22 protein-coding genes and 1 other RNA gene are annotated in these 26,902 nt (G+C 56.5%); 4 read left to right on the top strand and 19 right to left on the bottom strand.

All coding sequences use genetic code 11. From position 1 onward, the window contains the following. Positions 1-17: 17 nt before the first annotated feature. The 13 genes from rplC to DXB00_RS01350 all read right to left on the bottom strand — a co-directional run bounded on the left by rplC (position 18) and on the right by DXB00_RS01350 (position 13,696). Positions 18-713, bottom strand: a complete 696-nt coding sequence (gene rplC / locus DXB00_RS01410) for a 50S ribosomal protein L3 (protein WP_117491440.1) — start codon at positions 711-713, stop codon at positions 18-20. Positions 714-839: 126 nt separating this feature from the next. Next, complete coding sequence (gene rpsJ, locus DXB00_RS01405) at positions 840-1,151, bottom strand: 30S ribosomal protein S10 (protein WP_054326972.1); 312 nt, start codon at positions 1,149-1,151, stop codon at positions 840-842. 501 nt (positions 1,152-1,652) lie between these two features. Further along, positions 1,653-2,612: an anti-sigma factor family protein gene (locus tag DXB00_RS01400; RefSeq protein WP_119214419.1), complete on the bottom strand. Its 960-nt coding sequence runs from the start codon at positions 2,610-2,612 to the stop codon at positions 1,653-1,655. Then, positions 2,605-3,219 (bottom strand): RNA polymerase sigma factor, encoded by a 615-nt coding sequence (locus DXB00_RS01395; RefSeq protein WP_110435214.1) that lies wholly within the window; start codon positions 3,217-3,219, stop codon positions 2,605-2,607. The genes DXB00_RS01400 and DXB00_RS01395 overlap by 8 nt, the downstream gene beginning before the upstream one ends. Positions 3,220-3,265: 46 nt before the next feature. Continuing rightward, positions 3,266-4,234: a tRNA dihydrouridine synthase DusB gene (dusB, locus tag DXB00_RS01390; RefSeq protein WP_119214418.1), complete on the bottom strand. Its 969-nt coding sequence runs from the start codon at positions 4,232-4,234 to the stop codon at positions 3,266-3,268. A 150-nt stretch (positions 4,235-4,384) separates the two neighbouring features. After that, positions 4,385-4,894: a DedA family protein gene (locus DXB00_RS01385; RefSeq protein WP_158574603.1), complete on the bottom strand. Its 510-nt coding sequence runs from the start codon at positions 4,892-4,894 to the stop codon at positions 4,385-4,387. 117 nt (positions 4,895-5,011) lie between these two features. Further along, a complete protein-coding gene (locus DXB00_RS01380; RefSeq protein WP_118647868.1) occupies positions 5,012-5,272 on the bottom strand; it encodes a hypothetical protein in 261 nt (86 codons plus the stop codon). A gap of 57 nt (positions 5,273-5,329) precedes the next feature. After that, on the bottom strand, positions 5,330-7,684 hold the full coding sequence (locus DXB00_RS01375) for a SpoIIE family protein phosphatase (protein ID WP_118728912.1): 2,355 nt from the start codon (positions 7,682-7,684) through the stop codon (positions 5,330-5,332). Positions 7,685-7,958: 274 nt separating this feature from the next. Continuing rightward, the gene (locus tag DXB00_RS01370) at positions 7,959-9,842 is read right to left on the bottom strand and encodes an ABC transporter ATP-binding protein (protein ID WP_243022612.1); all 1,884 of its coding nucleotides are present in this window, start codon (positions 9,840-9,842) and stop codon (positions 7,959-7,961) included. Between the two features lie 41 nt (positions 9,843-9,883). Next, positions 9,884-11,614 carry an ABC transporter ATP-binding protein gene (locus DXB00_RS01365; RefSeq protein ID WP_118728910.1) on the bottom strand — a complete coding sequence of 577 codons (1,731 nt, stop codon included), beginning with the start codon at positions 11,612-11,614 and terminating at the stop codon, positions 9,884-9,886. Continuing rightward, positions 11,614-12,120: a MarR family winged helix-turn-helix transcriptional regulator gene (locus tag DXB00_RS01360; protein ID WP_118728909.1), complete on the bottom strand. Its 507-nt coding sequence runs from the start codon at positions 12,118-12,120 to the stop codon at positions 11,614-11,616. The genes DXB00_RS01365 and DXB00_RS01360 overlap by 1 nt, the downstream gene beginning before the upstream one ends. Positions 12,121-12,765: 645 nt before the next feature. Next, the gene (locus tag DXB00_RS01355; RefSeq protein ID WP_243107126.1) at positions 12,766-13,170 is read right to left on the bottom strand and encodes an HD domain-containing protein; all 405 of its coding nucleotides are present in this window, start codon (positions 13,168-13,170) and stop codon (positions 12,766-12,768) included. 211 nt (positions 13,171-13,381) lie between these two features. After that, complete coding sequence (locus DXB00_RS01350; protein WP_118728907.1) at positions 13,382-13,696, bottom strand: MGMT family protein; 315 nt, start codon at positions 13,694-13,696, stop codon at positions 13,382-13,384. A 217-nt stretch (positions 13,697-13,913) separates the two neighbouring features. Here DXB00_RS01350 and gdhA point away from each other — a divergent pair, with 217 nt between their 5' ends. Continuing rightward, positions 13,914-15,257, top strand: a complete 1,344-nt coding sequence (gdhA, locus tag DXB00_RS01345; RefSeq protein WP_118728906.1) for an NADP-specific glutamate dehydrogenase — start codon at positions 13,914-13,916, stop codon at positions 15,255-15,257. 401 nt (positions 15,258-15,658) lie between these two features. Here gdhA and DXB00_RS01340 read toward each other — a convergent pair whose 3' ends face one another. From DXB00_RS01340 to DXB00_RS01315, 6 genes are all read right to left on the bottom strand, one after another. Next, positions 15,659-17,254 carry a peptide chain release factor 3 gene (locus DXB00_RS01340; protein WP_117491423.1) on the bottom strand — a complete coding sequence of 532 codons (1,596 nt, stop codon included), beginning with the start codon at positions 17,252-17,254 and terminating at the stop codon, positions 15,659-15,661. Positions 17,255-17,758: 504 nt separating this feature from the next. Beyond that, positions 17,759-18,358 carry a recombination mediator RecR gene (recR, locus tag DXB00_RS01335; protein ID WP_110435225.1) on the bottom strand — a complete coding sequence of 200 codons (600 nt, stop codon included), beginning with the start codon at positions 18,356-18,358 and terminating at the stop codon, positions 17,759-17,761. Then, on the bottom strand, positions 18,358-18,711 hold the full coding sequence (locus DXB00_RS01330; RefSeq protein ID WP_118728905.1) for a YbaB/EbfC family nucleoid-associated protein: 354 nt from the start codon (positions 18,709-18,711) through the stop codon (positions 18,358-18,360). The genes recR and DXB00_RS01330 overlap by 1 nt, the downstream gene beginning before the upstream one ends. Positions 18,712-18,725: 14 nt before the next feature. Beyond that, entirely contained in the window at positions 18,726-20,351 is a 1,626-nt protein-coding gene (gene dnaX / locus DXB00_RS01325; RefSeq protein ID WP_118728904.1) for a DNA polymerase III subunit gamma/tau, read from the bottom strand. Positions 20,352-20,632: 281 nt separating this feature from the next. After that, positions 20,633-20,899: signal recognition particle sRNA large type (ffs, locus tag DXB00_RS01320), an RNA gene on the bottom strand. A 55-nt stretch (positions 20,900-20,954) separates the two neighbouring features. Continuing rightward, on the bottom strand, positions 20,955-23,345 hold the full coding sequence (locus DXB00_RS01315) for a transglycosylase domain-containing protein (protein ID WP_118728903.1): 2,391 nt from the start codon (positions 23,343-23,345) through the stop codon (positions 20,955-20,957). 349 nt (positions 23,346-23,694) lie between these two features. Here DXB00_RS01315 and DXB00_RS01310 point away from each other — a divergent pair, with 349 nt between their 5' ends. The 3 genes from DXB00_RS01310 (at position 23,695) to DXB00_RS01300 (ending at position 26,838) form a co-directional block, all read left to right on the top strand. Next, positions 23,695-24,024 carry a BofC C-terminal domain-containing protein gene (locus DXB00_RS01310; RefSeq protein ID WP_118728902.1) on the top strand — a complete coding sequence of 110 codons (330 nt, stop codon included), beginning with the start codon at positions 23,695-23,697 and terminating at the stop codon, positions 24,022-24,024. Between the two features lie 159 nt (positions 24,025-24,183). Continuing rightward, positions 24,184-24,429, top strand: coding sequence for an IreB family regulatory phosphoprotein (locus tag DXB00_RS01305; protein ID WP_110435230.1), 246 nt, complete (start codon positions 24,184-24,186; stop codon positions 24,427-24,429). Between the two features lie 405 nt (positions 24,430-24,834). Further along, positions 24,835-26,838, top strand: a complete 2,004-nt coding sequence (locus DXB00_RS01300) for a YgiQ family radical SAM protein (protein ID WP_119214416.1) — start codon at positions 24,835-24,837, stop codon at positions 26,836-26,838. Positions 26,839-26,902 lie beyond the last annotated feature (64 nt).

Below are 26,902 nucleotides of genomic sequence, written 5' to 3'. Positions count from 1 at the left end.
ATTTGCTCCTCCTTCCCTTACTTTCTTGCGGAAGCCTTCTGCGGGTTCTTGCTGATGCCAGCCTCGCCCTTGGCAACCTTGTTGTTCTTAACGGTGTTCTTCAGCACTACGATGCCGCCCTTCGGGCCCGGAACTGCGCCGCAAACGGCGATCAGGTTAAGCTCAGCGTCAACCTTTACAACGTCCAGGTTCTGAACAGTAACCTGCTCAGCGCCCATGTGACCCGGCATCATCTTGCCCTTCATGATCTTGGACGGATCAGAGCAAGCGCCCATAGAACCCGCATGGCGGTGTACAGGGCCGGTACCGTGGGTTTCCTTCAGGCGGGATGCGTTGAAGCGCTTGATTACGCCAGCGTAGCCCTTGCCCTTGGAAGTGCCGGTAACGTCAACATAATCGCCGGTAACGAACATGTCAGCCTTAACAACATCGCCGAGCTGGAACGGAGTGCAGTCCTCAAAACGGAACTCCTTCAGGTACTTCTTCAGGGAGTCGCCAGCCTTCTTCAGGTGACCCTTCTGGGGCTTGTTCAGGCGAGCTTCCTTAACATCCTCAAAACCGAACTGTACAGCATTGTAGCCGTCCTTCTCTTCGGTCTTGAGCTGAGTTACAACGCAAGGACCTGCTTCGATTACGGTGCAGGGGATAACCTTGCCGTCAGCATTGAAGATCTGGGTCATACCGACCTTCTTGCCGATGATTGCTTTGTTCAGCATTTGTTTTTCCTCCTTAAAGGTTATTGGTTGACGGCATTTGACCGCCAACATGACCTCGCCGCGCGTGTCGCGGCAGGGCTTCAAACCGCCGGTGGGTTAATCCGGTCAGCTTGTTGACTTAAATTAGAGCTTAACCTCGAACTCGACGCCAGCCGGCAGGTCGAGAGTGGTCAGAGCCTCGATGGTAGCCTGATTCGGGTTGATGATGTCGATCAGGCGCTTGTGGGTGCGGCGCTCGAACTGCTCACGAGAATCCTTGTACTTGTGAACAGCACGCAGGATGGTAACGATCTGCTTCTCGGTCGGCAGCGGGATCGGGCCGGAAACCTTAGCGCCGTTGCGCTTAGCGGTCTCGATGATCTTCTCTGCGGACTGGTCGATCAGCTCGTGATCATACGCCTTCAGGCGAATGCGAATCTTCTGTGCGTTTGCCATTGTGGAATTTCCTCCTCGTATGTGTGCCATACATTAAATAATGTTTTGACTCGCTACGGAGAGAAACTGCAACTCCGCCGTGCGTATCACGCAACGGGCATGAAAATAACCGGGCGCACTGACTCCGCAGCGCAACAATCCGGTCACGATAAGAAACGTAAGTGGTTCAAACCATCGGCTTGACGGCGCACGCGCCGCGAGTCCCGAATTTACGCATGAACATTGCGTTTTTGCTGAATATCTGAATTCAGCTGATAGCAGTTATCTCAACCGCCCGATTGTCGGACCTACTCCACCGAAGTTACCTGCTCATAGCAGCAATCTCCGGTATCATCGCGTTTTACTTGCTCTCGCAAGTTCTTATACATAGTACAATACTTTCGGAGAAAAGTCAAGTGTTTGCACAAAATTTTCAGCGATTTTTTGTTGAAATCGGAATTTTTCGCGTTATGCACAAAAACAGACCCGAAAACCATCGTTTCGGGTCTGTTTTGCCCAATCTCAACCGGTAACAACCGCTAAGATCCACGAATCTGCATGGCTGTCGATCGTCAGATCGACCTTATCATAGGCAGTCACCGTGCAGCCTGCCTGTTCTACTGTCTGCAGCGTCTTTTCGAGCGTTTCCATACTGTTGTCCAGCCGGAACCACGAAACGCCGTTCTCCTGCGCGAGCAGCTCACCATCGATATCCGGCAGGCTGCTGCCGCCGATGGCCACATAGCAGTACGCGGTGTGTGCGCCGTGCAGGCTTTGCGGCAGCGTGAGCACCGGACGGGTCTGCACCTGTGTCTGTACCGGCTCCTCCGTGATCGGCTCGGGAGCTGCGATCGACCGATCGCTGTCTGCATACTGCTCGACATCGATGCCCGCATCGCTCTGCGTATTCGCCGCAGAGTCCCCGCCGGTGTCATTCTGTCCGCTGTATGCGCTGCCGTTCGTGCTCTGCGAAGCCGTGCCGCTCTGCTGCACGCTCGAATTCGATGCTCCGCTGCTCGACGCATCGGCGTTCTCCCGCACGGACTGCTCGATCTCATCCTGCATACCGCCGTCCGCCGTGCAGTCTCCTGCATCCGCCGAAGCGGAATCCGCTGCCGCCGTGCTGCCGCTGCCTACCGTACTGAACGCGGGCATCAGTCCGCCGCCGAGCACGACCAGCACGACAACCGCCGCAGCGGCTACCATCGTAAACACCGGCAGACGGCGCATCGGCTTTTGCGGCGCGACCACCCGAACGGTTTCCTCCTGCCGCAGACGTTCCATAATGCTGTCATGCAGTCCGGCCGGCGGCTCGGTTTCGTCCACCGCCAGCATACTGTGCATCTGCTCCAGATCCTCTTTCAGCGCGGCGCACGATGGGCACTCTGCCAGATGCTCCTCCAGCTTTTGCTTTTCGGAATCGGTCAGGGTTCCGTCCACACTGTTCGAGCAAAGCTGTTCAAAATATTCCTCCTCATTCATGCTCCTCGCCTCCTTCCATATCTTTAGACGAAGGCAAATGAAAAAGGTTCCCTCGTTTGAGTAAAATTTTGCGTAAAGCGATGCGTGCGCGTGACAGCCGCGACTTTACCGTACCTTCGCTGACCTCGAGTATCTCAGCGATCTCGGTGTAGCTCATGCCGGAAACGTCCCGCAGCAGGACGATTCTGCGGTGCTCGTCGCTCACCTCATCGAGCGCGGCGGCAAGCTCGCGTCCCAGCTCGCTGTTCTCCAGGTGCTCCTCGGGAGATGGAGCCGTATCCGGAAGCGGCAGTTCGCGTTCCTCGTCATCCTCGCCCTGCACGAGCGGCTGCGTTGGCGGCTGGCTCTGCTTATGCCGCGCATAATCGACGCACTGGTTCATCGTGATGCGGAACAGCCAGGTCGCAAAGCCGCTGTCCCCGCGGAAGTCCTTCATCGAACGCCATGCCCGAAGGAAAACCTCCTGCGTGATATCTGCGGCATCCTCCGGCGAGCCGGACGAGCGCAGCGCGATGGCATACACGCGCTTTTCGTAGCGCGTCACCAACTCCTCAAAGGCGGAAAGCTCGCCGCGCCGCGCCTGCGCCACAATATGCTTGTCATCCACTGCGTCTCCCCTCCCTTTCTCTTACCTTATTATTATACATTCTCCTTCACCGAAACGAGGCTTTCAGTTCGTCTGCGATTTCATACAGGTCACTCAGCTTGGTGAGTGCGCAAATGCGGTTCTTGAACATCTTGACACCGCTTTCCCGCTTGAGATAGCAGTTAACGTGTCGGCGTGCCTCGAGCATGGCGATATGCTCGCCCTTCTGCTCGGCGGCAAGCTCAATCTGCCGCACGGCCGTGTCAATGCGCTCCGCGAACGGCGGCAGCGCCGGACAGATGCCGGTCTCGAGCAGTGCATTCGCCCGTTCGAACAGCCACGGATCACCGAGCGAACCGCGCCCAATCATCACGCCGTCCGCGCCGGTGTGCGCGAGAATGCGGACCGCGTCCTCGGGTTCGGCCACATCTCCGTTGGCGAACACCGGAATGGAAACCGCCTGCTTAACTTCACGAATCGCATCCCAGTCGGCGTTGCCGCTGTACTGCTGCGAGCGCGTGCGTCCGTGCAGCGTGATCGCTGCCGCGCCGGACTGCTCAGCCATTCTGGCAAATCCCACACAGTTGACGCTCTTTTCATCCCAGCCCTTGCGGAACTTGACCGTTACCGGCACATCGACCGCGTTTACGACCGCTGCGATCACCTTGGATGCCAGCTCCGGCTCCTTCATCAGTGCGGAGCCGTCACCGTTGTTTACAATCTTCGGCGCCGGGCAGCCCATGTTGATATCGATGATATCACAGCCGGATTTCTCCAGTGCCAGTTTTGCGCCTTCGGCCATCGTGTCCGGCTCGTGCCCGAAGATCTGAGCAGCCGCCGGATGCTCGTCCGCACCGAGTTCAAGCAGACGCGGCGTTTTCTTATCCTGATAGCACAGCGCCTTTGCGGAGACCATTTCGGTCACGGTCAGCGCCGCGCCGTGCTCCCGGCAGATATGGCGGAATGCAAGATCGGTCACGCCTGCCATCGGTGCAAGCGCCAGTTTTCCGTTGATTGTTACGTTGCCGATCTGCATATCGTTCCTCCGTCTTATACATTATATAACGGTGTATATTTTACCATAACACGACTGCAAATGCAACGTATAGAATGGATTCACCCATTTTCCGACCAAAGAACGCAAAAACAGGGTAAATCCGAGGATTTACCCTGTCGATATATTCGGTTACATGACCATGCTGAGGATCTTCTCGCTGAAGAAATAGCCGAACGAGATCAGTGCGGTATTCCACACGGCAATGCCTGCCGCAGACCAGCCGACGAACCACTTGACCGGCATCCGGAGCAGTCCGGCCGGAATGGAAACAATGGTGCGGATACACGGGATCACACGGATGATCGCCAGTCCACGCCCATGCTGTGCGTCGATAAATTCGTGGCATTTACGCACGAGCGACTTAAATTTCTTGCTCCTGCCGAACAGCTTCTCCATCACCGGTTCGCCGCCCCAGTAGCACACGGCGTAGATGACCAGACTGCCGAGCACACCGGCGATCACGCTCAGAAAAACCGTCAGCGGCAGCGACAGCTCGCTCCGGGCAATCAGCACACCGACGCACGGCATGATAACGCCTGCCGGAAATCCGGGCAGGTTCATATATTCGCAGAAAACCACGGCACAGACCAGGATCAGTCCGTACTGGTTGAACAGCTGAAAAAAGGTTTCGGCCGTCATAATAGCCGCCTCCGTTTGATCTATAGTAGGCGAAAACCGAAATTTCCGTCTGTATACTATAGTATACCAACCAAAACCGGAGGGTACAAGAGAACGGCCGCTCATTTTATAATCTGTTTACAAAACGAGCGCCGTCAGCGCCCATATAGTGCCGATGAGCAGTGCGCCTGTGCAGAATCCGGCCAGCAGAGAAAGACCGTCCGCCTTTCTTCTCGACCGCCGTCTGCGCGGCAGATAGCTGTTTGCGATGCGGCAGGCCTCGCGCACCATGTCGCCGCGCGGCGCATTGTAGTCCCGCACAAGGAAAATAGCCTGCTCGAACAATGCCGGCTGCTCCGGCTTGACGACAATGACGCGGCGGCTGACGCCTCGTACCATACAGATTCCTCCTCTCTTTGTTCCATCATTCCCCTCTTTCGTGATTTTATACCAGTCTCATTCCAGCTTTTCGATTTTCATGACCATTACCGTTCGGTCGTCATCATGTCCTCGGCCTTTCGCCTCGTTCACAAGCTGTGCCGCGATCTCCTTTGGGCTGTCGCCTGCATGCGCGATGAGCAGCTGCCGCACCCATTTATCGTCCGTGCCGTCGGTCACGCCGTCCGAGAGCAGAACCACGATATCGCCGTCGTTCATCTGCAGCGGCACGGCATCGCCCAGCTCGTCCTCCTCCGCCAGACCGATGGGCAGCGCCGTGCCCGGCAGGATGGTCCATCGACCGTTCAGCCGCATGTAGGTCGGTGCGGCGCCGCACTTGAGGTTTTCCGCGCGTCCGCTGAACAGGTCGAGCGTGAATGCGTCCAGTGTGGTGAAGCGCATGCCGTCTGACCGCAGGCGCAGCGCCGGAGAGACCGCGTGCAGCGCGTCTCCGACCGAAATGCCTGCACGCAGGAACCGCTCGAGCGAGGTGATGAGCATGCGGCTGTCCCGCGACGCAGCGGCACCCGAGCCCATGCCGTCCGACAGGAGCAGGCATGCCGTTCCGGTGTCGGTGAGAAAGTAGCACGCGTTGTCGCCCGAGACCGACGCGCCCTCCTTCTGCTGACGGCCGATACCGACCACCGCACGGTACGGCGCCCGCTCGTGCATCTCAACGTGGATGCCCTGGCTGCCCTTTTTCTTCTCCGGCGCAGTCAGCGTCACGCCCAGCAGCGCGGACAGACCGGCCGAAAAGCCGTCCCCCTGCTTCATGATGTCGTCAATGCCCTCGCCGTATAACTCAACGGTCAGCCTGCCCTGCGAATCCCGCACCGCGCACACGCGGTCGATCCATCCGAACGCTGCCGCGTACCGGCGCACCTGCCGCTCCATCAGCGGCTGCGCCGTTTCATCCTGCGTGACCTCCGCGCCAAGCTGCCGAAGAATATCCGTAATGCCTGCGTATTGCCTGGCAAGCAGGCTCTGGTTTTCCTCCTGCTGCCGCCGAAGGCTTTCGCGTTCGCGCAGCGCAAACAGCGCACTGTTGATGGCACGCATCAGCTCGGGCAGGCGCGCACACCGTGCCGCAAAATGATAGGGAAAATCGCTCATTTCCGCTCGCCCGCGCTGCAGCATCGGCTGGGTCACATCATTGAGCGCCGCCAGCGTGCTCACATAGTCCCGCTGCCAGCACTGCGTACACAGCATGCAGTTTTTGCAGACATGATCGCTCGCGTAGTCGAATACCGCCCGAATATTCCGGTCTCCGGCGGCTTTTCCCTCGCTGACGCCATGCAGCATAGCAAGGTACAGCTCGTAGAACGCCTGCGCCGCCTCGGTCGCACAGGTGCCCGCGAGTCTGCGCACGCGCTGACTGGCGGCTTCGCCCATCAGGGTATCCGGCAGCAAGCTGCGCCGGATGGCCTCCCACACGAAGGGCGGCAGCGCCACGAACAGGAGGACCGCGCAGAACAGCTCTGCAATCAGCGGAATGAACAACGGATGCTCCACGCCGAGCATAGCCGCGCACAGTCCGCCGCCGAGCGCACAGACCGAAAACCAGCCGCGGCCGCTGTCGTGAAACAGTCCGGCAACGAGCGCACACAGACCGTAGCAGCAGGTGAACAAGGCTCCGTAGCCGATGTTGAGATCCATTGCCGCGCCGAACGCGACACCGGCTGCCGCGCCCGCCGCCGGTCCGCCGAGATACGCCGCCGCCAGCACAAGCAGCAGCGCCCCCGCTCTCGCGGGAGCGAACACACCGAACAGATTGATACCCGAAAGCGATAAAAGCACGGTCGCGGTCAGCACCAAAAGCGTTACCGGTCTGCGCCAGTCGTTTTCGTCGCGCGGCGGTGCGAAGGCCGCGCCGTACATCCAGCACACGCCGAACGTGATGCCCTGCACGAGCAGGAATGTCAGCACCGCCGGTGCGGTCAGTTCTGCACCGAGCGGCAGGAACACGAATGTACACGCCGCGCTTGCAAACGTCGCCACACAGGGCGCAAACCACCGCTCGGACATCACCCGCAGACCGGCGCACACGCTCATCACGCACAGCACCAGCAGCGCTGCCGCGGCGTAAATACCGCCGTGGAATCCGTCGCCGCGCAGCATAACGCCGCACACCAGACCGCCGAGCGCGGAAAGTCCCGCTCCTCGAGCCATCAAGGCCGCCGCCATCGCCAGTCCGAACGGCATGTACCCGCCGAGGATGGTTCCCTGTGCCAGCACCGCACACAGCACGAATCGCTGTGCGCCTGTGATGAGCGTCCGCAAATGCTCCTGTTTCCATAATCCGGCAGCCCATGCTGCTGCATGCCCGATCCGCACCGGTATCGACGCGGACCGCCTTGCCCTTTGTTTATCCATTTCGTTACGCCTCCCTTGCTGTTTTCCCAGTATATCCCAACGCAGGCGTGCCGCTTGGCGGGAAATAACAGCGGAAATTGCGTTTTGAAAAAAATTAAGCGCATATTCCAACTTTCGAGCGCGTAAAACGACGGCAAAGTGCGGAAAGCGGCTCTTTTGCCGCAGAAGCCCAACCGATAGACCGCCGCCGGCGGTTTTTCTGTTTCTGCGCACAAAAAAGAACCCGAAATCTTCGTTTCGGGTTCTGATTCTGCAGGTTTCGAGCAGAAAGCACTTATTCCAATTCAAACGCTCCGGTATAGAGCTGATAATATTTGCCGTGTTCCGCGATCAGCTGATCATGGTTGCCGCGCTCGATGATATGACCGAGCTGCAGCACCATAATAACGTCTGCGTTTTGAATCGTGGACAGGCGGTGCGCGATAACGAACACCGTACGTCCGTACATGAGGCCGTCCATGCCGGCCTGCACGATGGACTCCGTGCGGGTATCAATCGAGCTGGTCGCCTCATCGAGGATCATAACCGGCGGATCGGCAACCGCCGCACGCGCGATGGAAAGCAGCTGGCACTGCCCCTGCGACAGACTGCCGCCGTCACCGTCGATGACGGTATCGTAGCCGTCCGGCAGTCGGCGGATGAAGTCGTCCGCATTGGCAAGCTGCGCCGCAGCCACGACTTCCTCGTCGGTCGCATCCAGACGACCGTAGCGGATATTATCGCGGATGGTGCCGGTAAACAGGTTGGTATCCTGCAGAACGATGCCGAGCGAGCGGCGGAGATCGGCTTTTTTGATCTTATTGATATTGATGCCGTCGTAGCGGATCTTGCCGTCCGCGAGGTCGTAGAAACGGTTGATCAGGTTGGTGATGGTCGTTTTGCCCGCGCCGGTTGCACCGACGAACGCGACCTTCTGACCGGGTTCGGCGTACAGTGTGATGTCGTGCAGGACGATCTTATCCGGATTATAGCCGAAATCCACATCAAAGAAGCGGACATCGCCGCGGACCTGCGTATAGGTGGTGGTGCCGTCCTCGTGCGGATGCTTCCACGCCCAGATGTTGGTCTTTTCCGGGGTTTCAGCGAGTTCGCCGTTCTTGTCGTACTTGGCGTTGACGAGAGTAACGTAGCCGTTGTCTACCTCAGGCTCCTCGTCCATCAGCTCAAAGATACGCTCGGCACCGGCGAGCGCCATAACAATGGAATTGAACTGCTGCGAGATCTGCGTTACCGGCTGGGTGAACGACTTGGTCAGCTGCAGGAAGGACGCGATAACGCCGATGGTGATGCTGTTTCCGACCACGCCGGACAGCGCCAGCGCACCGCCGACGACCGCAACCAGAACGTACAGCAGGTTGCCGATGTTCATCATGATCGGCATGAGGATGTTTGCGAAGGTATTCGCGCTCGCAGCGTTCTCGCGCAGCTCATCGTTGAGCGCATCGAACTGCTCCTTGCACTTTTCCTCGTGGCAGAACACCTTGATGACCTTCTGGCCGTTGATCATTTCCTCGATATAGCCGTTGACCCTGCCGAGCGACTTCTGCTGCTCGAGGAAGTACTTCGCGGACTGACCGCCCAGTTTCTTTACCACCTTGAGCATGACGCACACGCCGAGCAGTACGAACAGCGTCAGCCATACATTCGTCACCAGCATGCCGATGAACACCGAGATAATGGTCATCGCTGAGGAAAACATCTGCGGCACGGACTGGCTGAGCATCTGCTGCAGCGTATCGGTATCGTTGGTGAAATGGCTCATCAGATCGCCGTGGGTATGCGTATCGAAGTAGCGAATCGGCAGCTTCTGCATGTGCGCGAACATCTCGTCACGCACCTTTTTGAGCACACCCTGCGAAATGCTGACCATCAGCCAGTTGTAGACAAACGTAGTCGCAATGCCGATGAGATAGATCACCGCCATGCTTATCAGCGCATGCAGCAGGCCGGTAAACACCGGAGCTGCCTGCAGCAGCAGCGGAGAAATATAGTCGTCGATCAGGCTTTTGAGGAACATGGAGCCGGCCACGTTTGCCACAGCCGACAGCAGAATGCAGATGAGTACAACCACAAACTGTACGCCGTAGCCCTTCTGAATATATTTCATAAGACGTCCGAGCGTCTTTTTCGGATTTTTGCTGCGCTTTCCGCCCCTCATGCCTCTGCGGCCGCCGGGTCCGCGCATCTGAGGTCCTGCCATTATTCCTCACCGCCCTTTCTGTTCTGCTGGTTGTAGATTTCCTGATAGATCGTGTTGGCGGCGAGCAGCTCATCGTGTGTGCCGACAGCCTGCACGGTGCCGCCGTCGAGAATGACGATCTGATCCGCATCCTGCACAGAGGAAACGCGCTGTGCAATGATAATCTTGGTCGTGTCCGGGATTTCCTCCGCGAATGCCTTGCGGATGAGCGCATCCGTTTTGGTATCGACCGCACTGGTCGAGTCATCAAGAATGAGGATCTTCGGCTTTTTCAGCAGCGCACGCGCAATGCAGAGTCGCTGCTTCTGACCGCCGGAGACATTCGAGCCGCCCTGCTCAATGTGGGTGTCGTACTTATCCGGCATCTGCTGGATGAATTCATCCGCCTGTGCCAGTCGGCATACGCGCTCGAGCTCCTCGTCCGAGGCGTTTTCGTCACCCCAGCGAAGGTTTTCCTTGATCGTGCCGGAGAACAGCACGTTCTTCTGGAGCACCATGGCAACCTGATCGCGCAGCGCCTCGATATCGTAATCGCGGACATCCACGCCGCCGACCTTGACCGTGCCGTGCGTGGTATCGTACAGGCGCGGAATCAGCTGCACGAGCGTAGACTTCGCGGAACCGGTGCCGCCGAGAATGCCGACGGTCTGACCGGCCTTGATATGCAGGCTGACGTTTTTGAGCGCCAGCTTGCGCTCATCGCCCTTGTAGCTGAAGGAAACGTCGTCAAACTCGATCGCGCCGTCCTTGACCTCGTGAATCGGGTTTGCGGGATTGTGCAGGTCGGGCTGCTCATCGAGGATTTCGGCAACACGCTCTGCGCTCGCCTTGGCCATGGTGATCATAACGAAAACCATCGCTACCATCATCAGGCTCATCAGGATCTGCATCGCGTAGGAGAACATGCCGGTCAGCTCGCCGGTGGTCATCGAGCCGCCGACGATCAGACGCGCGCCGAACCACGAAATCAGCAGCATGCACGCGTACATGCAGAACTGCATCAGCGGCATAACGCCTGCCATGGTCTTCTGTGCCTTGGAGAACGTGCGGTACAGCATACCGGAAACGCCCTCAAACTTTTCGGTCTCGTGATCCTCACGAACATAGGTCTTAACAACGCGGATGCCACGCACATTTTCCTGTACGACCGTGTTCATGCGGTCGTAGATTTTGAATGCACGCTCAAAGACCGGACCGACAACCTTCATCAGGATGCCCATGCCGATTGCCAGAATCGGCAGCACCGCGAGGAATACGAGCGCCATCCTGCTGTTGATCTTCATCGCCATGAACAGCGCAAAGACCAACATGACCGGGCAGCGCACCGCGATGCGCGTGCACATCTGAAAGGCGTTCTGTACGTTGGTAACATCGGTGGTCAGACGGGTGACGATCGAACCGGTGGAGAACTTATCAATGTTGGAAAACGAGAAATTCTGCACATTGTAGTACATATCGTGACGCAGATTGCGGGCAAAGCCGGTTGAGGCTCTCGCCGCAAAGGTGCCGGCCGCCGCGCCGAACACCAGTGCGAGCATGGCGCACAGCACAAGGATGATGCCGTATTTCCAAATGGCGGCCATATCCTGCCCGTCAATGCCCTTGTCGATCAGCAGCGCCATAACCAGCGGAATGATGACCTCCATCACGACCTCGAGCACAACGAAAAACGGCGTGAGCAGCGCGTCTTTTTTGAACTCACGCACACTTTTCAGCAGTCGTATTATCATTATTTCTGTTCCTCCCTGCACATATTGCATTGGTACTGCTCCAGATTGGAGCGGATTTTCTCACAGACCGCAAACCAGCCCTTCAGCTCGTCCTCGGTGATGTCCTGCCGCAGAAGCTGTTCCATCTGCTTCATGCGCTCAGTAATGTATTCATCCATTGCACGAGCCTGCTCGGTCAGCACCAGCCGTTTCAGGCGGCCGTCATGCTCCACCGGCTCACGGCGGATAATACCGTGCTGCTCCATCAGCTGCAGTATGCCCGTTGCGGTCGAGCGGCGCATCTGGAACGCGTTTTCCAGATCCTTCTGGAATATATCGCCCTGCTTTTCATGCATAATAATGTGATGGACAATCATCGCCTGCATACCGGTCACATTCGCTGCATTCACAGTCTTTTCGGTCATACACGCCATCTGCCGCCGAAGCAGATTATGCAGCATACCGATTTCTGCACCGATGCGGTCGTCCGAGTGAGCGCAGCATTCATTATGGTCACAGCAATTCATTGTTAGCCTCCTTACTGTTAGCTTGCTAACATATTATACACCGTCATTCGGCAATGTCAACGAGTTTCACGAAATGTTCACATTTCGTGAAGTGGTCGCTTGAGAAGCGAGAGGAATCTTGCCTACCCGGCAGGGGCACAAGAGGGTAGACACCAAGGTTTCTACCCTCTTGTGAATCACCCGTTTCCTAAACATAGCACGGCGAAAATCGGAGAGCGGCGACCGCTGCGAAAAGAAGAACGGCAGTCGGGTTATCCCTTTGTAGGGGCGCGCATTGCGCGTCCATTACTTTACCTCTACGCAATGCTAGATACCTTTCTACTACACATACCGGCTACTCTACGCAGGCGCGGCATGACAGTGCCGTGCAACTCGGTTACACGTTATTGCGCCCAACATCTACGAATTCCATTCATTTGTACTATTTACATATCATATCCGTAGGGCGGGGTGCCCTCACCCCGCCGTTTCTCTCTGATTTGCACCAATAAAATGAAAAAATGGAGAATGAAAAACCATCTGGTTCATTCTCCATTCTCCATTATTTCGCCTGATGTGTCGGTTTGAGAAACATTTCTTCAAGATACTGCTTGCCGGTTTCGGTTCGGAACACGCGGTCTTTCGCGGTTTTACACTGCTCCGCCGTCATGCCGTCCTCGTAGGCGTTGACAAGGAATCCGCTTCAAGCAGAATACGGAAATCTTTTTCCTCTCCGGCGGTATAGGTATGGTGATGCGCGATGAGCCACTGCACGCGCTCGCTCTCCCGCTCATCTGCGCCGCACTGCTGCAGCATGGGAGCCGCGACCGCCGGACCTTCCATCTCCTGCCAGTGTCCGCCGCTCGAGCCGTGCTTCCGTTCGGCTTCGTGGATGCCGATATCATGCAGAACGGCTGCAGCTTCCAGTACATTCTGCTTCTGCTCATCCAGACCTTCCCTGCGCCCGAGCAGGCGGCTGTATGCGTATACCTTTATAAAGTGCTGAATCCGTTTTGCGTCGCCTGCGTCATACGCGATGGCGAGCGCGGTCAGCTTTTCGATGTCGATCATGCGTGTCACTCCTTTGGCGCAAGCATAGCACCGCACGACCGGATTTGTCAAGTCAGGGTAATACCACATAATTGAACAAGAGCGATTTACGAGTAAATTTTGCGGTCTGACTATGCGTGATTTTGCGGTAATACTTTGTGTATTACCGTGAAAGCACAACGACGTCAGAGCACAAAATTTCCGTAAAGCGCCGCAGTTTAATTGTGCGGTGTTACCCTAATCCTGTCCAGCCGTATTTCGCCATATCCACGCGGCCGTCCTTGGTGAACTCGATGCCGTCCGCTTCGAGCAGTGCGCGCTGGATATCCGCGCCGCCGAACGCAAACGCCGGTGACGTTCGTCCGTCTTTCGTCACCACGCGGTAGCACGGAATACCCTCCGGATCGGGATTGGCATGCAGCGCGTAGCCAACGACGCGCGCCCATCTCGGATTGCCCGCGAGCAGCGCGACCTGCCCATAACTGGCCACCGTTCCGCGCGGAATTTTCTTCACCACTGCATATATACGGTCAAAGCTGTTTGCCATGGCTGTTGCCTCCTTCTTTTACTTTATTATATCAAGTCAGATTGCCAATATCCATAGGTTTTTCGGCCTAAAAAACTGTATAATTTTATCGTGCTAAAGTATTGCATATGCAAAAAAATTGCTATATAATAGAACCGTCACCAAATATAAAAGCATTCCACTCGGATTACTTACGAAAGTTAAGCGAGTGGTATAGAATGTAAGGAGGACAATAAAAATGGCACTTACCAATTCTTATCTGCAGGGCGTGTACGAAACCGTACAGAAGCGCAACCCGAATGAGCCGGAGTTCCAGCAGGCAGTTTACGAGGTTCTTGAGAGCCTTGAGCCGGTTGTTGAAGCTCGTCCGGAGCTCGAGAAGAACGGCATCATGGAGCGCATCGTAGAGCCGGAGCGCATGTTCATGTTCCGTGTACCGTGGGTTGACGATCAGGGCAAGGTTCAGGTTAACCGCGGCTTCCGCGTACAGTTCAACTCCGCAATCGGCCCCTACAAGGGCGGTCTGCGTCTGCACCCCTCTGTTAACGCATCCGTTATCAAGTTCCTCGGCTTTGAGCAGTGCTTCAAGAACAGCCTGACCACTCTGCCGATGGGCGGCGGCAAGGGCGGCTCCGACTTCGACCCGAAGGGCAAGTCCGATGCTGAAATCATGCGTTTCTGCCAGTCCTTCATGACCGAGCTGTGCAAGCACATCGGTCAGTTCACCGACGTACCGGCCGGCGATATCGGTGTTGGCGGCCGTGAGATCGGCTTTATGTTCGGTCAGTATAAGCGTCTGCGCAACGAGTACACCGGCGTTCTGACCGGCAAGGGCCTGTCCTACGGCGGCTCTCTGGCCCGCACCGAGGCTACCGGCTACGGCCTGTGCTACTACATGAAGGAAATGCTCGCATACAAGGGCACTTCGTTCGAGGGCAAGACTGTTGCAATCTCCGGTTCCGGCAACGTTGCAATCTACGCTTGCCAGAAGGCTACCCAGCTGGGCGCTAAGGTTGTTACCATGTCCGACTCCAACGGCTTCATCTACGATCCGAACGGCATCAACCTGGATGTTGTTAAGGACATCAAGGAAGTTAAGCGCGGCCGCATCAAGGAGTACGCTGAGCGCGTTCCGGGCAGCACCTACACCGAGGGTCAGCGTCCGTGGGGCGTAAAGTGCGACATCGCTCTGCCGTGCGCAACCCAGAACGAGCTGAACGAGGAGAACGCAAAGGCTCTGATCGCCAACGGCTGCAAGTTTGTAGCTGAGGGCGCTAACATGCCGTCCACCCCGGAGGCTGTTGCAGCATTCCAGGCAGCCGGCGTATTCTTCGGCCCGGCAAAGGCTGCTAACGCAGGCGGCGTAGCTACCTCCGGTCTGGAAATGAGCCAGAACTCCCTGCGTCTGTCCTGGACCTTCGAGGAAGTTGACCAGCGTCTGCACGACATCATGGTTAACATCTTCCACACCTGCATCACTGCAGCTGAGAAGTACGGCCACAAGGACAACCTTGTTATGGGCGCTAACATCGGCGGCTTCGAGAAGATCGCTGACGCTATGCTGGCTCAGGGCGTATGCTGATTTTCGATTGAAAGGGCGCAGCCCTTTCAATCGAGGGACGCCCTTGACAGGCGCTGCCTGTAAGGGCTACCGCAATAAAAGAGCACCGGAATTTCGATTCCGGTGCTCTTTTATTGTTTGCTAAAAATGACCCGGCAAAGTATCAAACCATACGATATCGCTTAACCGTAGGGTGTGCCGACTCGGCGCACCGTTGCGGGCCATTTGCAGATATACAGCCGTAGGGGCGAACATTGTTCGCCCAAAACACGTTCAATTTTACATTGCGTGGGAGCACACTGTGCTCCCCTACGGGATAATATGTACCAATCGTTTCATTCGGTGCGCCGAGTCCATCCCTCCCGGGCACCTTATCGCACATCATCAAAAAAAGGCCGCCGTAAGGCGGTCTTTTCCTTGTTTTACGCGTTTTCCGAGAAATCCGCAAGTCGCAGGTTCTCGTTATGGTCGGTTGCGTAGGTGATATTCCACGGCGAGGTAAACAGCAGCAGGCTATTGCCCTTGAGATCCTCGACGATCTTGGTATCGCTCGTGAGCTGGAGCTTCTTGATGTCGAAGTCCTCCTCGTCATTCTCAACCCAGCGAACGTGCTCATACGGCAGGTTTTCGCGGATGATCTCAACGTTATACTCGTTCTTCAGACGGTACTCGAGCACCTCAAACTGCAGCACGCCGACAACGCCGACGATAACCGATTCCATACCGGCATTCGGCTCGCGGAAGATCTGGATGGCGCCCTCCTGTGCAATCTGCTCGACGCCCTTGACGAACTGCTTGCGCTTGAGCGTATCCTTCTGGCGGACAACGGCAAACAGCTCGGGTGCGAACGTCGGGATGCCGGAGAACACGCACTTATGCTTGGGATCGCACACGGTATCACCGATGGAGAACACGCCCGGATCGAAAATACCGATAATATCGCCCGCATACGCCTCATCGACGATAGAGCGGTCCTGTGCCATCAGCTGCTGCGGTGCGGCAAGCACCATCTTCTTGCCGGACTGAACGTGCAGCACGTCCTGACCGCGCTCAAACTTGCCGGAGCAAATACGCATGAACGCAACACGGTCGCGGTGCGCCTTGTTCATGTTCGCCTGAATCTTGAACACAAACGCGGAGAAATGCGGGTCGAACGGGTCGATCACACCGATGTCAGCGGTACGCGCGGTCGGCGGCGGCGTCATCTGCAGGAACTTTTTCAGGAACGGCTCAACGCCGAAGTTAGTCAGCGCGGAACCGAAGAACACCGGCGACAGCTTGCCCTCGTGCACAGCCTTGAGATCAAACTCATCGCCTGCACCGGAGAGCAGCTCCACATCGTCGATCAGCGTCTGGTACTGATCCTCGGGCAGCAGACCCTCGAGGATCGGATCGTCGATCGACAGGCGCTGCGCCTTGACCTCGTGGCGAAAATCCGCGCCCTCAAACGCGATAACCTCATCGTCCATACGGTCGTACACGCCCTTGAAGCGCTTGCCCGAGCCGATCGGCCAGTTTACCGCATAGGTGCCGATGCCCAGCTCATTCTCGATGTCCTCGAGCAGCTCGTACGGGTCGCGTGCCTCACGGTCCATCTTGTTGATAAAGGTGAAGATCGGCACGCCGCGCATCGCGCAGACCTTGAACAGCTTGCGGGTCTGTGCCTCGACGCCCTTGGAGGCGTCAATGACCATCACCGCCGAGTCAGCCGCCATCAGCGTGCGGTAGGTATCCTCCGAGAAGTCCTGATGACCCGGGGTATCCAGAATATTGATGCACTTGCCCTCATAGCGGAACTGCAGCACCGAGGACGTTACAGAAATACCGCGCTGCTTCTCGATCTCCATCCAGTCGGAAACCGCATGACGGCTGTTTTTCTTGCCCTTGACCATGCCGGCCTCCTGAATGGCTCCGCCGTAGAGCAAAAACTTCTCCGTAATGGTGGTTTTACCGGCGTCAGGATGCGAAATGATTGCAAATGTGCGCCGATTTTCAATTTCTTTTTTCAGGTCTGCCACAGACTTTTTCCTCCCGATCTATCAAAAATCTAATATTGTTGTAGAATGTACACAGAATGTTCACAATTCACCAGTATTATAAATGACGTGGAAAGCGTAAGATCCCCCCACATGTTCTTGCTTTCTACTCTCTATCCTACCTTTTATTGCGGGAGCAGCCGGACGAAAGTTCGGCTGTTCCTGTTTTTTTACCTTTTTCAAAGGTAGAACGAAAGATGCGGCACCCGCCGCATCGGGGCAAAAGGGTAGACACCTACGGTTTCTACCCTCTTACTCCCGTTCCCCTTTTCGAAGCGGTCGCCGGTCTCTGATTTGCGTCAGGCTAACAAACAACAGGAAACTGGAGTCCCAAGAGGATAGTACTCGTTTAATCCGCGCACGGCGCGGGAACAAGGTTTAGTGGCCTACGGGCAAACCTTGGTGTCTATCCTTTTGGACCACCCAGCTGGACCAGCTGCACCGATTCGATTCAGCCGAACCGCCCATAAGGCTGCAAAGAAGCCATTACAGCTCCTTTCGCCCCTCCAGTGCACGGGTCAGCGTCACCTCATCAACAAACTCCAGATGCCCGCCAACCGGAATACCATACGCCAGCCGCGTAATCTTGATGCCGAACGGCTGCAGCAGCCGCGAAATGTACATCGCCGTGGCTTCGCCCTCGGTGTCCGGATTGGTGGCGAGGATAACCTCCTCGGTCTCCTCCTCCGCCACACGCTTGACCAGCTCACGGATACGGATGTCGTCCGGTCCGACGTGCCCCATCGGAGACAGCGTGCCGTGCAGCACATGATACAGACCCTTGTACTCCTTCGTGCGCTCGAACGCGATTACATCGCGCGGCTCTGCCACCACGCAGATCACCTTCTGGTTGCGCGTCTTGTCCGAGCAGATCGGACAGATCTCGCTGTCCGTCAGATTCTGACAGCGCTTGCAGGTGAACGTCTTGGCTTTTGCTTCACGGATGGCATCCGCAAACCGCTCGGCATCCTCTTTCGGCAGGTCGAGCACATGAAACGCCAGCCGCTGTGCGGTCTTCTGGCCAATGCCCGGGAGCTTTGCAAACTCCTCGATCAGCCGTTCGACCGGCGGTGCAAAAAGCTCCATTACAGCAGACCGCCCAGACCGCCGCCAATGCCGCCCGTAATCGCGGACATCTGGCTCTGCGACTTGTCGGAAGCCGCCTTGAGCGCCTCGTTGACCGCTGCAACGACCAGATCCTGCAGCATGTCGATGTCGTCCGGATCAACAACGTCCGGCTTGATTGCAATGCTCTTGAGCGTGGAAGTGCCGGTTACAGTCGCGGTAACCATGCCGCCGCCTGCCGTGCCGGTGGATTCCATCTGCGCGATCTCCTCCTGCGCCTTGAGCATGCTCTCCTGCATCTTCTGTGCCTGCTTCATCATCGCCTGCATGTTCATGCCACCGCCGAAGCCGCCGAAACCCTTACCCTTTGCCATAATAAAAGTCCTCCTTAAAGCTGTTTCACTTGAATATCCATTGATTTAGCGCGGTCGATCAGTTCATCGACTGCGATATTTTTTTTCACAACAAGCTCCTCGCCCGCTTCGCGCACCTTGACCTTGATGGGTGCACCGTTCAGCTTGGCCGCCTGCTCCCGGATGACCGAAATGGTCGGCTCCTTTGCCGCGAGAATGGCCGTCATTTTGTCCTCGCAGAGAATGACGAGCGCGTTGTCCTCGAGCACGCCTTTCGCGCTCAGCTTGATATTGGTGTGTGCGCCGATGTTGATCTTGCCGGTCAGCGCTTCGAGCAGCGGCTGCCACTGGCTCCACAGCGTCACTTCCTGCTTAGGCGTGTCTGCGGTCCCGTCTTCCTCTCGCGCCCAGTCAGGCGCATCCTCGTCGTCCGGAAGCGGCGGTGCATCATCGTCACTCGGCGGAGGCGGCACATCGCCTGCCTGCTGCGCTGCTGCTGCAGGCATCATCTGCACCGGAACACCGTTCTTCAGCTTTTCCTCGAGCGCTTCTACACGCCCGCCGAGCGTGTCATAGCTGTCAGCCCCCAGACTGCACAGCCGCACCGCGCACAGCTCAGCCTCAACGCGGCGGTTGGCTGCCGTGCGCATATGGTCGAGCGAATCGCTGATAATGCGGCTCCACGCGATGAGCGTGGACGACGCCAGACCGTCACACAGCGCCTGCAGCGTCTTTACGCTGTACGCCGGAGAAATAAGCGCGGAAACGTCGGTCTTGCTGGTCTTGACCAGCAGTGCATCGCGGATCAGGCCAAGCATCTGATCATATACGGACGCCAGATCACGGCCTGCGTTGTAATATTCGTCCAGCAGACCGACCGCCGCCGCGAGATCACCCGTTTTCAGGTGCTCGGCCAGGCGAATGCCATCGTCCTGACCCATGACGCCAAGCGCCGCCGTGACCGTTTTCTCGTCCACCGCACCGGCTGCCGCCGCACGGTCGAGCATGGAAAGCGCGTCTCGCATGGCGCCGTCCGCCAGCCGAGCGATCAGGCGTGCCGCACCTTCGGTCAGCGCAATGCCCTCACCTGCCGCAACATCCAACAGCCGGCGGGCAATATCCTCCGCACCGATCCGGCGGAAATCGAACCGCTGACAGCGCGACAGAATGGTCGCAGGTACCTTGTGCAGCTCGGTGGTAGCCAGAATGAACAGAACGTGCTCCGGCGGCTCCTCGAGTGTTTTGAGCAGCGCATTGAACGCACCGATGGACAGCATGTGTACCTCATCGATGATGAACACGCGCTTGCGAACCTGTGCAGGCGTGTAGCGCGTCTCATCGCGCAGGTCGCGGATATTGTCCACACCATTGTTGGACGCCGCGTCAATCTCGGTCACGTCCAGCACCGAGCCGTCCAGAATGCCGCGGCACGCCGCACACTCGTTGCACGGATCGCCGTTCACCGGATGCTCGCAGTTGACTGCGCGCGCGAGGATCTTCGCACAGGTGGTCTTGCCGGTGCCGCGCGTGCCTGTAAACAGATATGCATGGCTCAAACGTCCGGACTGCAGCTGCGCGCGCAGCGTGTCTGTGACATGCTGCTGCCCGATCACATCCGCAAACGTCTGCGGCCGCCATTTGCGGTATAAAGCCTGATACATTACGAAAATCCTCCCCTCAATAAATAAAGAGGCGGGCGTAAGCCCGCCTCAAAGCGTCCTCTCGCGGACTTTGTCCGCCATTCAATAGAACATTTCGGCAACGCCGGAATGTTCATAAAAACCCGCGACATGTGCGTGGGTTTTTATGCAAGACGGAGCAAAAGTTTCGACCATCGGGAGGAACTTTTGTCCCGCCGGGATTTGTCCGAGCCGCAGGCTCGGCATATCCCCTTCGATCGAAAGCGTGGTTTCAATCGAGATTCGTTCAGCGCCCCACAAGACCGCACACAGGTAATTCGAATACACACACCCGGCTGCCTTTCCGCATTTCGGGCTCAGAATCGGCAGATCTGCGGCACACGATGGTTTCTGCTTAATGCTGCTCGGTTCCCCGCCTGACATGGTTCACAGTCCTCCGTTGCGCAGTACCGGTCCCTCATCGCCCTGTGAGTGGCTGCCTCGCCGCATGTGTGCTCCTTGTTACCCGCATAGTCCCCGCTGAAGCGGATTGCGGGTTCAAGGCACCGCTAACGCCCCGACTTGTGCGGCCTTGTGCGGCGCTGAACGATTTTCAGTTTTCAGTTTGTGCCGAACAATTCGGCTTTATGCTTCCGGATCCTCCGAGCTGTCTCCGCTGTCTCCGCTGTCGCCACCGGAATCGCCGCTGTCGCCCGAATCGTCTCCGCTGTCACCGCCGTCTCCGCTGTCGTCACCGGAATCGCCGCTGTCGCCGCTGTCATACGATCCGCCGTCACCGGAATCCTCATTGCCGGTGCCGGTATCCGAAGAGCTGCTGTCCGAATCGCTGTCATCTTCTTCATCGTCGTAGTAATAATTATCTACGCCCATGCTCTCGAAATCATACTTGTTTTCGATATTCTGATGACTACAGGTCTCGGTCGGAGCCTTGCCCTTCCAGAATCGGCCGGTTGCAGCACGTCCCGCAGCGCGGCACGCACCGGATGCCAGCAGACCGGTATCCATACAGTAGGTGACTTCCTCGAAATCCTGCGGATGCGAGTCAAATACCAGACCGGAATCACCCGCATGCACCTTCTGCATAACGGCCAGCCAGATATTCGCCGCATTGCGGCCGTACAGGCCGTCCAGACGGTAGTTATGCTCGTAGCCTACCCATACCGCACCGGAATACTTCGGCGTGATGCCGCAGAACCAGATATCGGTATTGGAGGTGGTGGTACCGGTCTTGCCGCCGGTTTCTACACCGTCAAGCTGAATGCCGTAGGCGGTACCGTGTGCGGTAACGTTCTGCAGACAGTCGAGCATATAATAATCCGTGCGGACATTGGTAAAGCCCTTATCCGTGTTGGGTGTATTCTCCATTACGGTGTTGCCTTCGCTGTCCGTCACCTTGGTGTAGGTGCGGGTACCGCCGCAAACGCCATCATTGATGAAGGTCGAGAAACCGCCCGCCATCTCACGAACGGTAACACCGTCCGTCAGTGCGCCAAGCGCCAACGGTGCAAGGTCGATATCCGACTGCACGGTACCATCCTCGTTGGTGCGGCTGTCTACCAGCTTAAAGCCAAGCTGCTGGGTCAAAAAGTTAAACGATACCTGCGGTGTCAGCGTTTTGAGAAGCTGTGCAGAGACCGTATTGAGCGAACGGGTCATGCCCTCCTTAATGGTCAGCTGACGGCCGGTCGGATATTTGCCGTCGTTCATCGGCCACGGATTGCCCTCTTCATCCTCCATGAGCGCACGATCATAAATCGTGCTGTCCGGCGTGACGATGCCGTTATCCATCGCCGGTCCGTAAGCCGAGAGCGGCTTGAGCGAAGAACCCGGCTGACGGCGTGCGTCAGACGCATAGGAGAAACCACGGCTGCTGGTCTTTTCACCGCGGCCGCCGGCAATACCAACGATATTGCCCTGCTTGTCCGTGATGACCATGGCACTCTGCGGGATTTCGCCGTACTTCTCGGTGTTCGGGAAATTATCTGCGTTAGCCCAGACCTCATCGAGTGCATTCTGCACCTTGGTGTCGATGGTCGCATAGATGTTCAGACCGCCGGAGTAAACCATGTTCTCCGCAACCAGACGGGAATATCCCTTTTCGGTCATCAGGTCGTTGATCACGTCCTTGATAACTTCATCGGTGAAGTAGCTGTAGGTGGACTTGATCTCCTGCTGATACTCCTCGTAGGGGCGGTAGTTAAGCTCCTCTGCTACGGCAGCCTCATACTCCTCCTGCGAGATCATCTTCTGATCGAGCATCTGTGCAAGGATGGTCTCCTGACGCTTCTTTACCTTTTCGGGATGGTTATAAACGTCGTAAATCGACGGGTTGTTGGTAAGACCTGCCAGTACGGCGGATTCTGCCAGATCCAGCTGCGATACATCCTTGTCAAAGTACTGCATCGCCGCAGTCTGCACACCGTAGCTGTTGTAGCCCAGATAGATCGTGTTCAGGTACATGACCAGAATACGGTCCTTGTCGTCAATCTCTTTCTCGAGTGCAAACGCGCGGAAAATCTCGTTTACCTTGCGCTTTACCGAGTAATCGTTATCAGCCGTGATGTTTTTGATCAGCTGCTGCGTTATCGTCGAGCCGCCGTACTGCGTGCCGCCGAGCAGCCAGCCCTTGACCGCACCGATCGTGCGCACCCAGTCTACACCGTGGTGCTTGTAAAAGCGCTCGTCCTCGATTGCAACGACTGCGTTCTTGAGGGTATCCGGAATCTTGTCGCTGTCCACCCATTCACGGTTTTCCTTGCCCTTGATGGTTTCGTACAGCTTGTATTCATCAGAATCCGATTCCTTAGCATAGATGAATGAATTCAGATTCAGACCCAGTCCCTTGCTGATCTCCACCGCAGTTTCCTGCGCGGACGGATTGATATAGATGTGTACATACAGCGCAAACGCAATACCGCAGAAGCAGCCGCACAGCACACCGATCAATACCAGTGTAATCAGTATGCGGGAGAACAGATGTCCGATTCCCGTTCCTTTTTGATTGCCAGTTGCCAATTTGTTTTCCTCCTTGCCCTACGATATGCACCGCAGGGTCCTGTCGGGTAAGACGAAGAACACGTCCTATTTGTTCCCGCACACGGTCTTGTTTTTTTGAAGCACCGTGTATTGTTGGCAATACCGTAAAATTCATCGGTATTACCGTCTTATAAGGCTAAATGAATTGTACAATAGCTGCCTGTGCCGATTTTCTTCCGGCAGCTTACTGCCGAGGTAATAGGCACTCTGATAGCATTATACCACAGGACTTTGCAAATTCCAAACATTTTTTACGCTGCTTTTAGAATAGACCGTATTTTTGTGGGAATACTCAAAGCAAGTCCCACTGAGTGAAGGAGTTTTGACTATGATGCAGGGTTTTTATCTGCTTGCTATGCAGCAGGCGCGGCGGCGCACACAGCTCGCCGCGCTGGCGTGTCTTGCAGCAATGATCAGTCTGGTTCTGGCCGGACGTGCGCTTCTGGCTTCGCCGGCCGTTCCGGCGAGCGCATCGATTACCTATACGGTGCAGAGCGAAAACGACCGGCTTGTCATCCGGCAGAGCGACGGCTCGGTCCTGCGCACAGGCATCGACACGCGCACGCTGCCATCCGCCGAGCAGCAAGCGCTTGCGGACGGCATTACACTCGATAATGCAGAGGAGCTGGCGCGGCTGCTGGAAAATTACAGCTCGTAAAACACCGTCTCCTTTTCCATCGCCATACAGTGTATGCCACAGGCGGAAAAAGTTTTCATGCGAGTTTTGCGCGGATAAGGCTTTACTTTTTCTGCTTTTTGTATTATGCTGTAAGTAACGATAAACACCGACAGGTAGGATCGGAAAGGAGAACCAAATATGCTTGACGGAACGAGAAAATTCAGTCTGGTAGACGAGTCCAACAAGGAGATGAAGCGCACGCTTACCACTGTGTATGATGCGCTCAAGGAGAAAGGCTACAACCCGATCAACCAGATCGTCGGCTATCTTCTCTCTGAGGACCCGACTTACATAACCAACCACAACAATGCCCGCAGCCTGATCTGCAAGATCGACCGCGACGAACTCATGCAGGAGCTGGTTCAGTTCTATCTGGATAACTGAGTTTTTGCAGAATAACCGTATACCTTATTTGCGAAAAAATAACCGTTACCTTGGGCGAGGGCGGTTATTTTTTATTTTGCAAAACATTTCCGTGCTCTGCGGCTTGACTTTTACCGCAGATTTGCTATACTTATAGATAGAAAAGGGCAATCCGGCAGAAGACGGTTGACCTGGGTTCAATTATTTTGTTGAAAAAATAACCGTTACCTTTGGCCGAGGACGGTTATTTTTTTATGGTTTTAACGATTTCAAGCAGAATGATCAATGTAATAATCTGCAGAATCTGATCCACAATACCACCTCCCTTCAGGGAGTATGGTCAACCGTCTTCAACATCTTTTGCCGGATTACCCGTATTTTTATTGTAACCTATAATTTTCACCTTGTAAAGCCAAAGAGGTATATATGAACGGTTTTCTCCCTATTTCCAAACAAGATATGGCCGATCGCGGATGGTATTACTGCGATTTTCTCATCGTCACCGGCGATGCGTACGTCGATCATCCGTCGTTCGGCACGGCGATCATTTCACGCGTGCTGGAGGATGCAGGCTACAAGGTCGCTATCCTCAGCCAGCCGGATTTCCGCGATGAGCACGACTTCCTCGAAATGGGCCGTCCGCGCTACGCGGTGCTCATCAACGGCGGCAACATCGACTCGATGGTCGCGCATTACACCTCGGCGAAAAAGCGCCGTTCGGACGATGCATACACGCCGGGCGGTGTGGGCGGCAAGCGGCCGGACCGTGCGGTAACCGTCTATTCCATGCTTGCGCGGCGCGCCTTTCCGGAAACGCCGGTCTATCTCGGCGGCATTGAAGCCAGTCTGCGCCGATTTGCGCACTACGATTACTGGGCTGACCGTGTTATGCCGTCCATTCTGGAATCCACCGGCGCGGACGGCGTGATGTTCGGCATGAGCGAGCACTCGGTCGTTGAGCTGGCAAACAACCTCAAGCACGGCAAAAAGGGCGCAGACGCGTGCAAGGGAGTCCGCGGCACGGCCTATATGGTGCATGATACGGACGATCTGGAGTATGATGCGGTCGAATGTCCCTCGTACGAGGATGTCTGCGCCAGCAAGCCAGACTACGCCCGTTCGGTCAAAATCCAGTACGACGAACAGGATGCCGTGCGCGGCAAGGCGATTCTCCAGCGGCACGGCAAGCGCATCCTTGTGCAGAACCCGCCCGCAAAGCCGCTGACCACGGAGGAGATGGACCATGTTTACGCGCTGCCGTATATGCGAACTTATCATCCGTCCTACGAGGCGCTCGGCGGCGTGCCCGCCATTCAGGAGGTACAGTTCTCCATCATCCACAACCGCGGCTGCTTCGGCGCGTGCAACTTCTGCGCGCTCGCGTTCCATCAAGGACGCTACATTCAGGTCCGCAGCCACGAGAGCGTGATCGAGGAAGCAAAAAAGATCACCCAAATGCCCGGATTCAAGGGCTATATCCACGATGTCGGCGGCCCGACCGCGAATTTCCGCTTTCCGGCCTGCAAAAAGCAGGAGAAATACGGCTGCTGCAAGGACAAGCGCTGCCTGTTCCCCACCACCTGTCAGAACATCGAGGCCGACCACACGGATTACCTCGAACTGCTGCGTGAGCTGCGCCACATCGAGGGTGTCAAGAAGGTGTTCGTCCGCTCCGGTCTGCGCTACGACTACATGATGGCCGAGAAGAACGATGCGTTCTTCCGCGAACTGGTCGAGCACCACATCTCCGGTCAGCTGAAGGTCGCGCCGGAGCACATGAGCGATAACGCCCTGTACTACATGGGCAAGCCGTCCTTCAAGGTGTACGAGCAGTTCCGCGAGCGGTATGCCCGCATCAACGAAAAGCTGGGCCGCAAGCAGTATCTTGTGCCCTATCTGATGAGCTCGCATCCGGGTGCAACGCTTGATGACGCCATCATGCTCGCGCAGTATCTCAACCGCGTCGGCTACATGCCCGAGCAGGTGCAGGATTTTTATCCCACGCCGGGTACGCTGTCCACCGCGATGTACTACACCGAGATTGATCCGCGCACCATGAAGCCGGTTTTCGTGGCGAAAACGCCCGAGGACAAGGCCATGCAGCGTGCACTCCTGCAGTGGCGCCGACCGGACAAACGCCCGATCGTCATTGCCGCGCTCAAAAAGGCGCACCGTGAGGATCTCATCGGCTTCGGCAAGGAATGTCTCATTCGTCCGGGCAGAAGCAGCGACCAGCGGATTCCGGGCAGCAAGCAGCACAGCGTCAGCCGCCACGGCGTGTCCAACGGCGGCAGACAGCAGAATAACGACCGCCGTCATTCTGCGCCTAATAACGGCAAGCACAGTACACCGAACGGCAAACGTCCGACACAGGGCAAGCCGAATCAGGGTAAAAAATCTGGCTGGGCAAAACCGAAAAAGAAAAAATAATTTTATACGGAACTTTTTACGCCGTCTTTCGTCTATACTATCAGAGTTACGAAAGGCGGTGTTT

Origin of the sequence: Butyricicoccus sp. OF10-2 (genome assembly GCF_003481925.1) — a bacterium.
GTDB lineage: Bacteria > Bacillota > Clostridia > Oscillospirales > Butyricicoccaceae > Agathobaculum > Agathobaculum butyriciproducens.
This window is presented reverse-complemented; position numbering and strand designations above follow the sequence as displayed.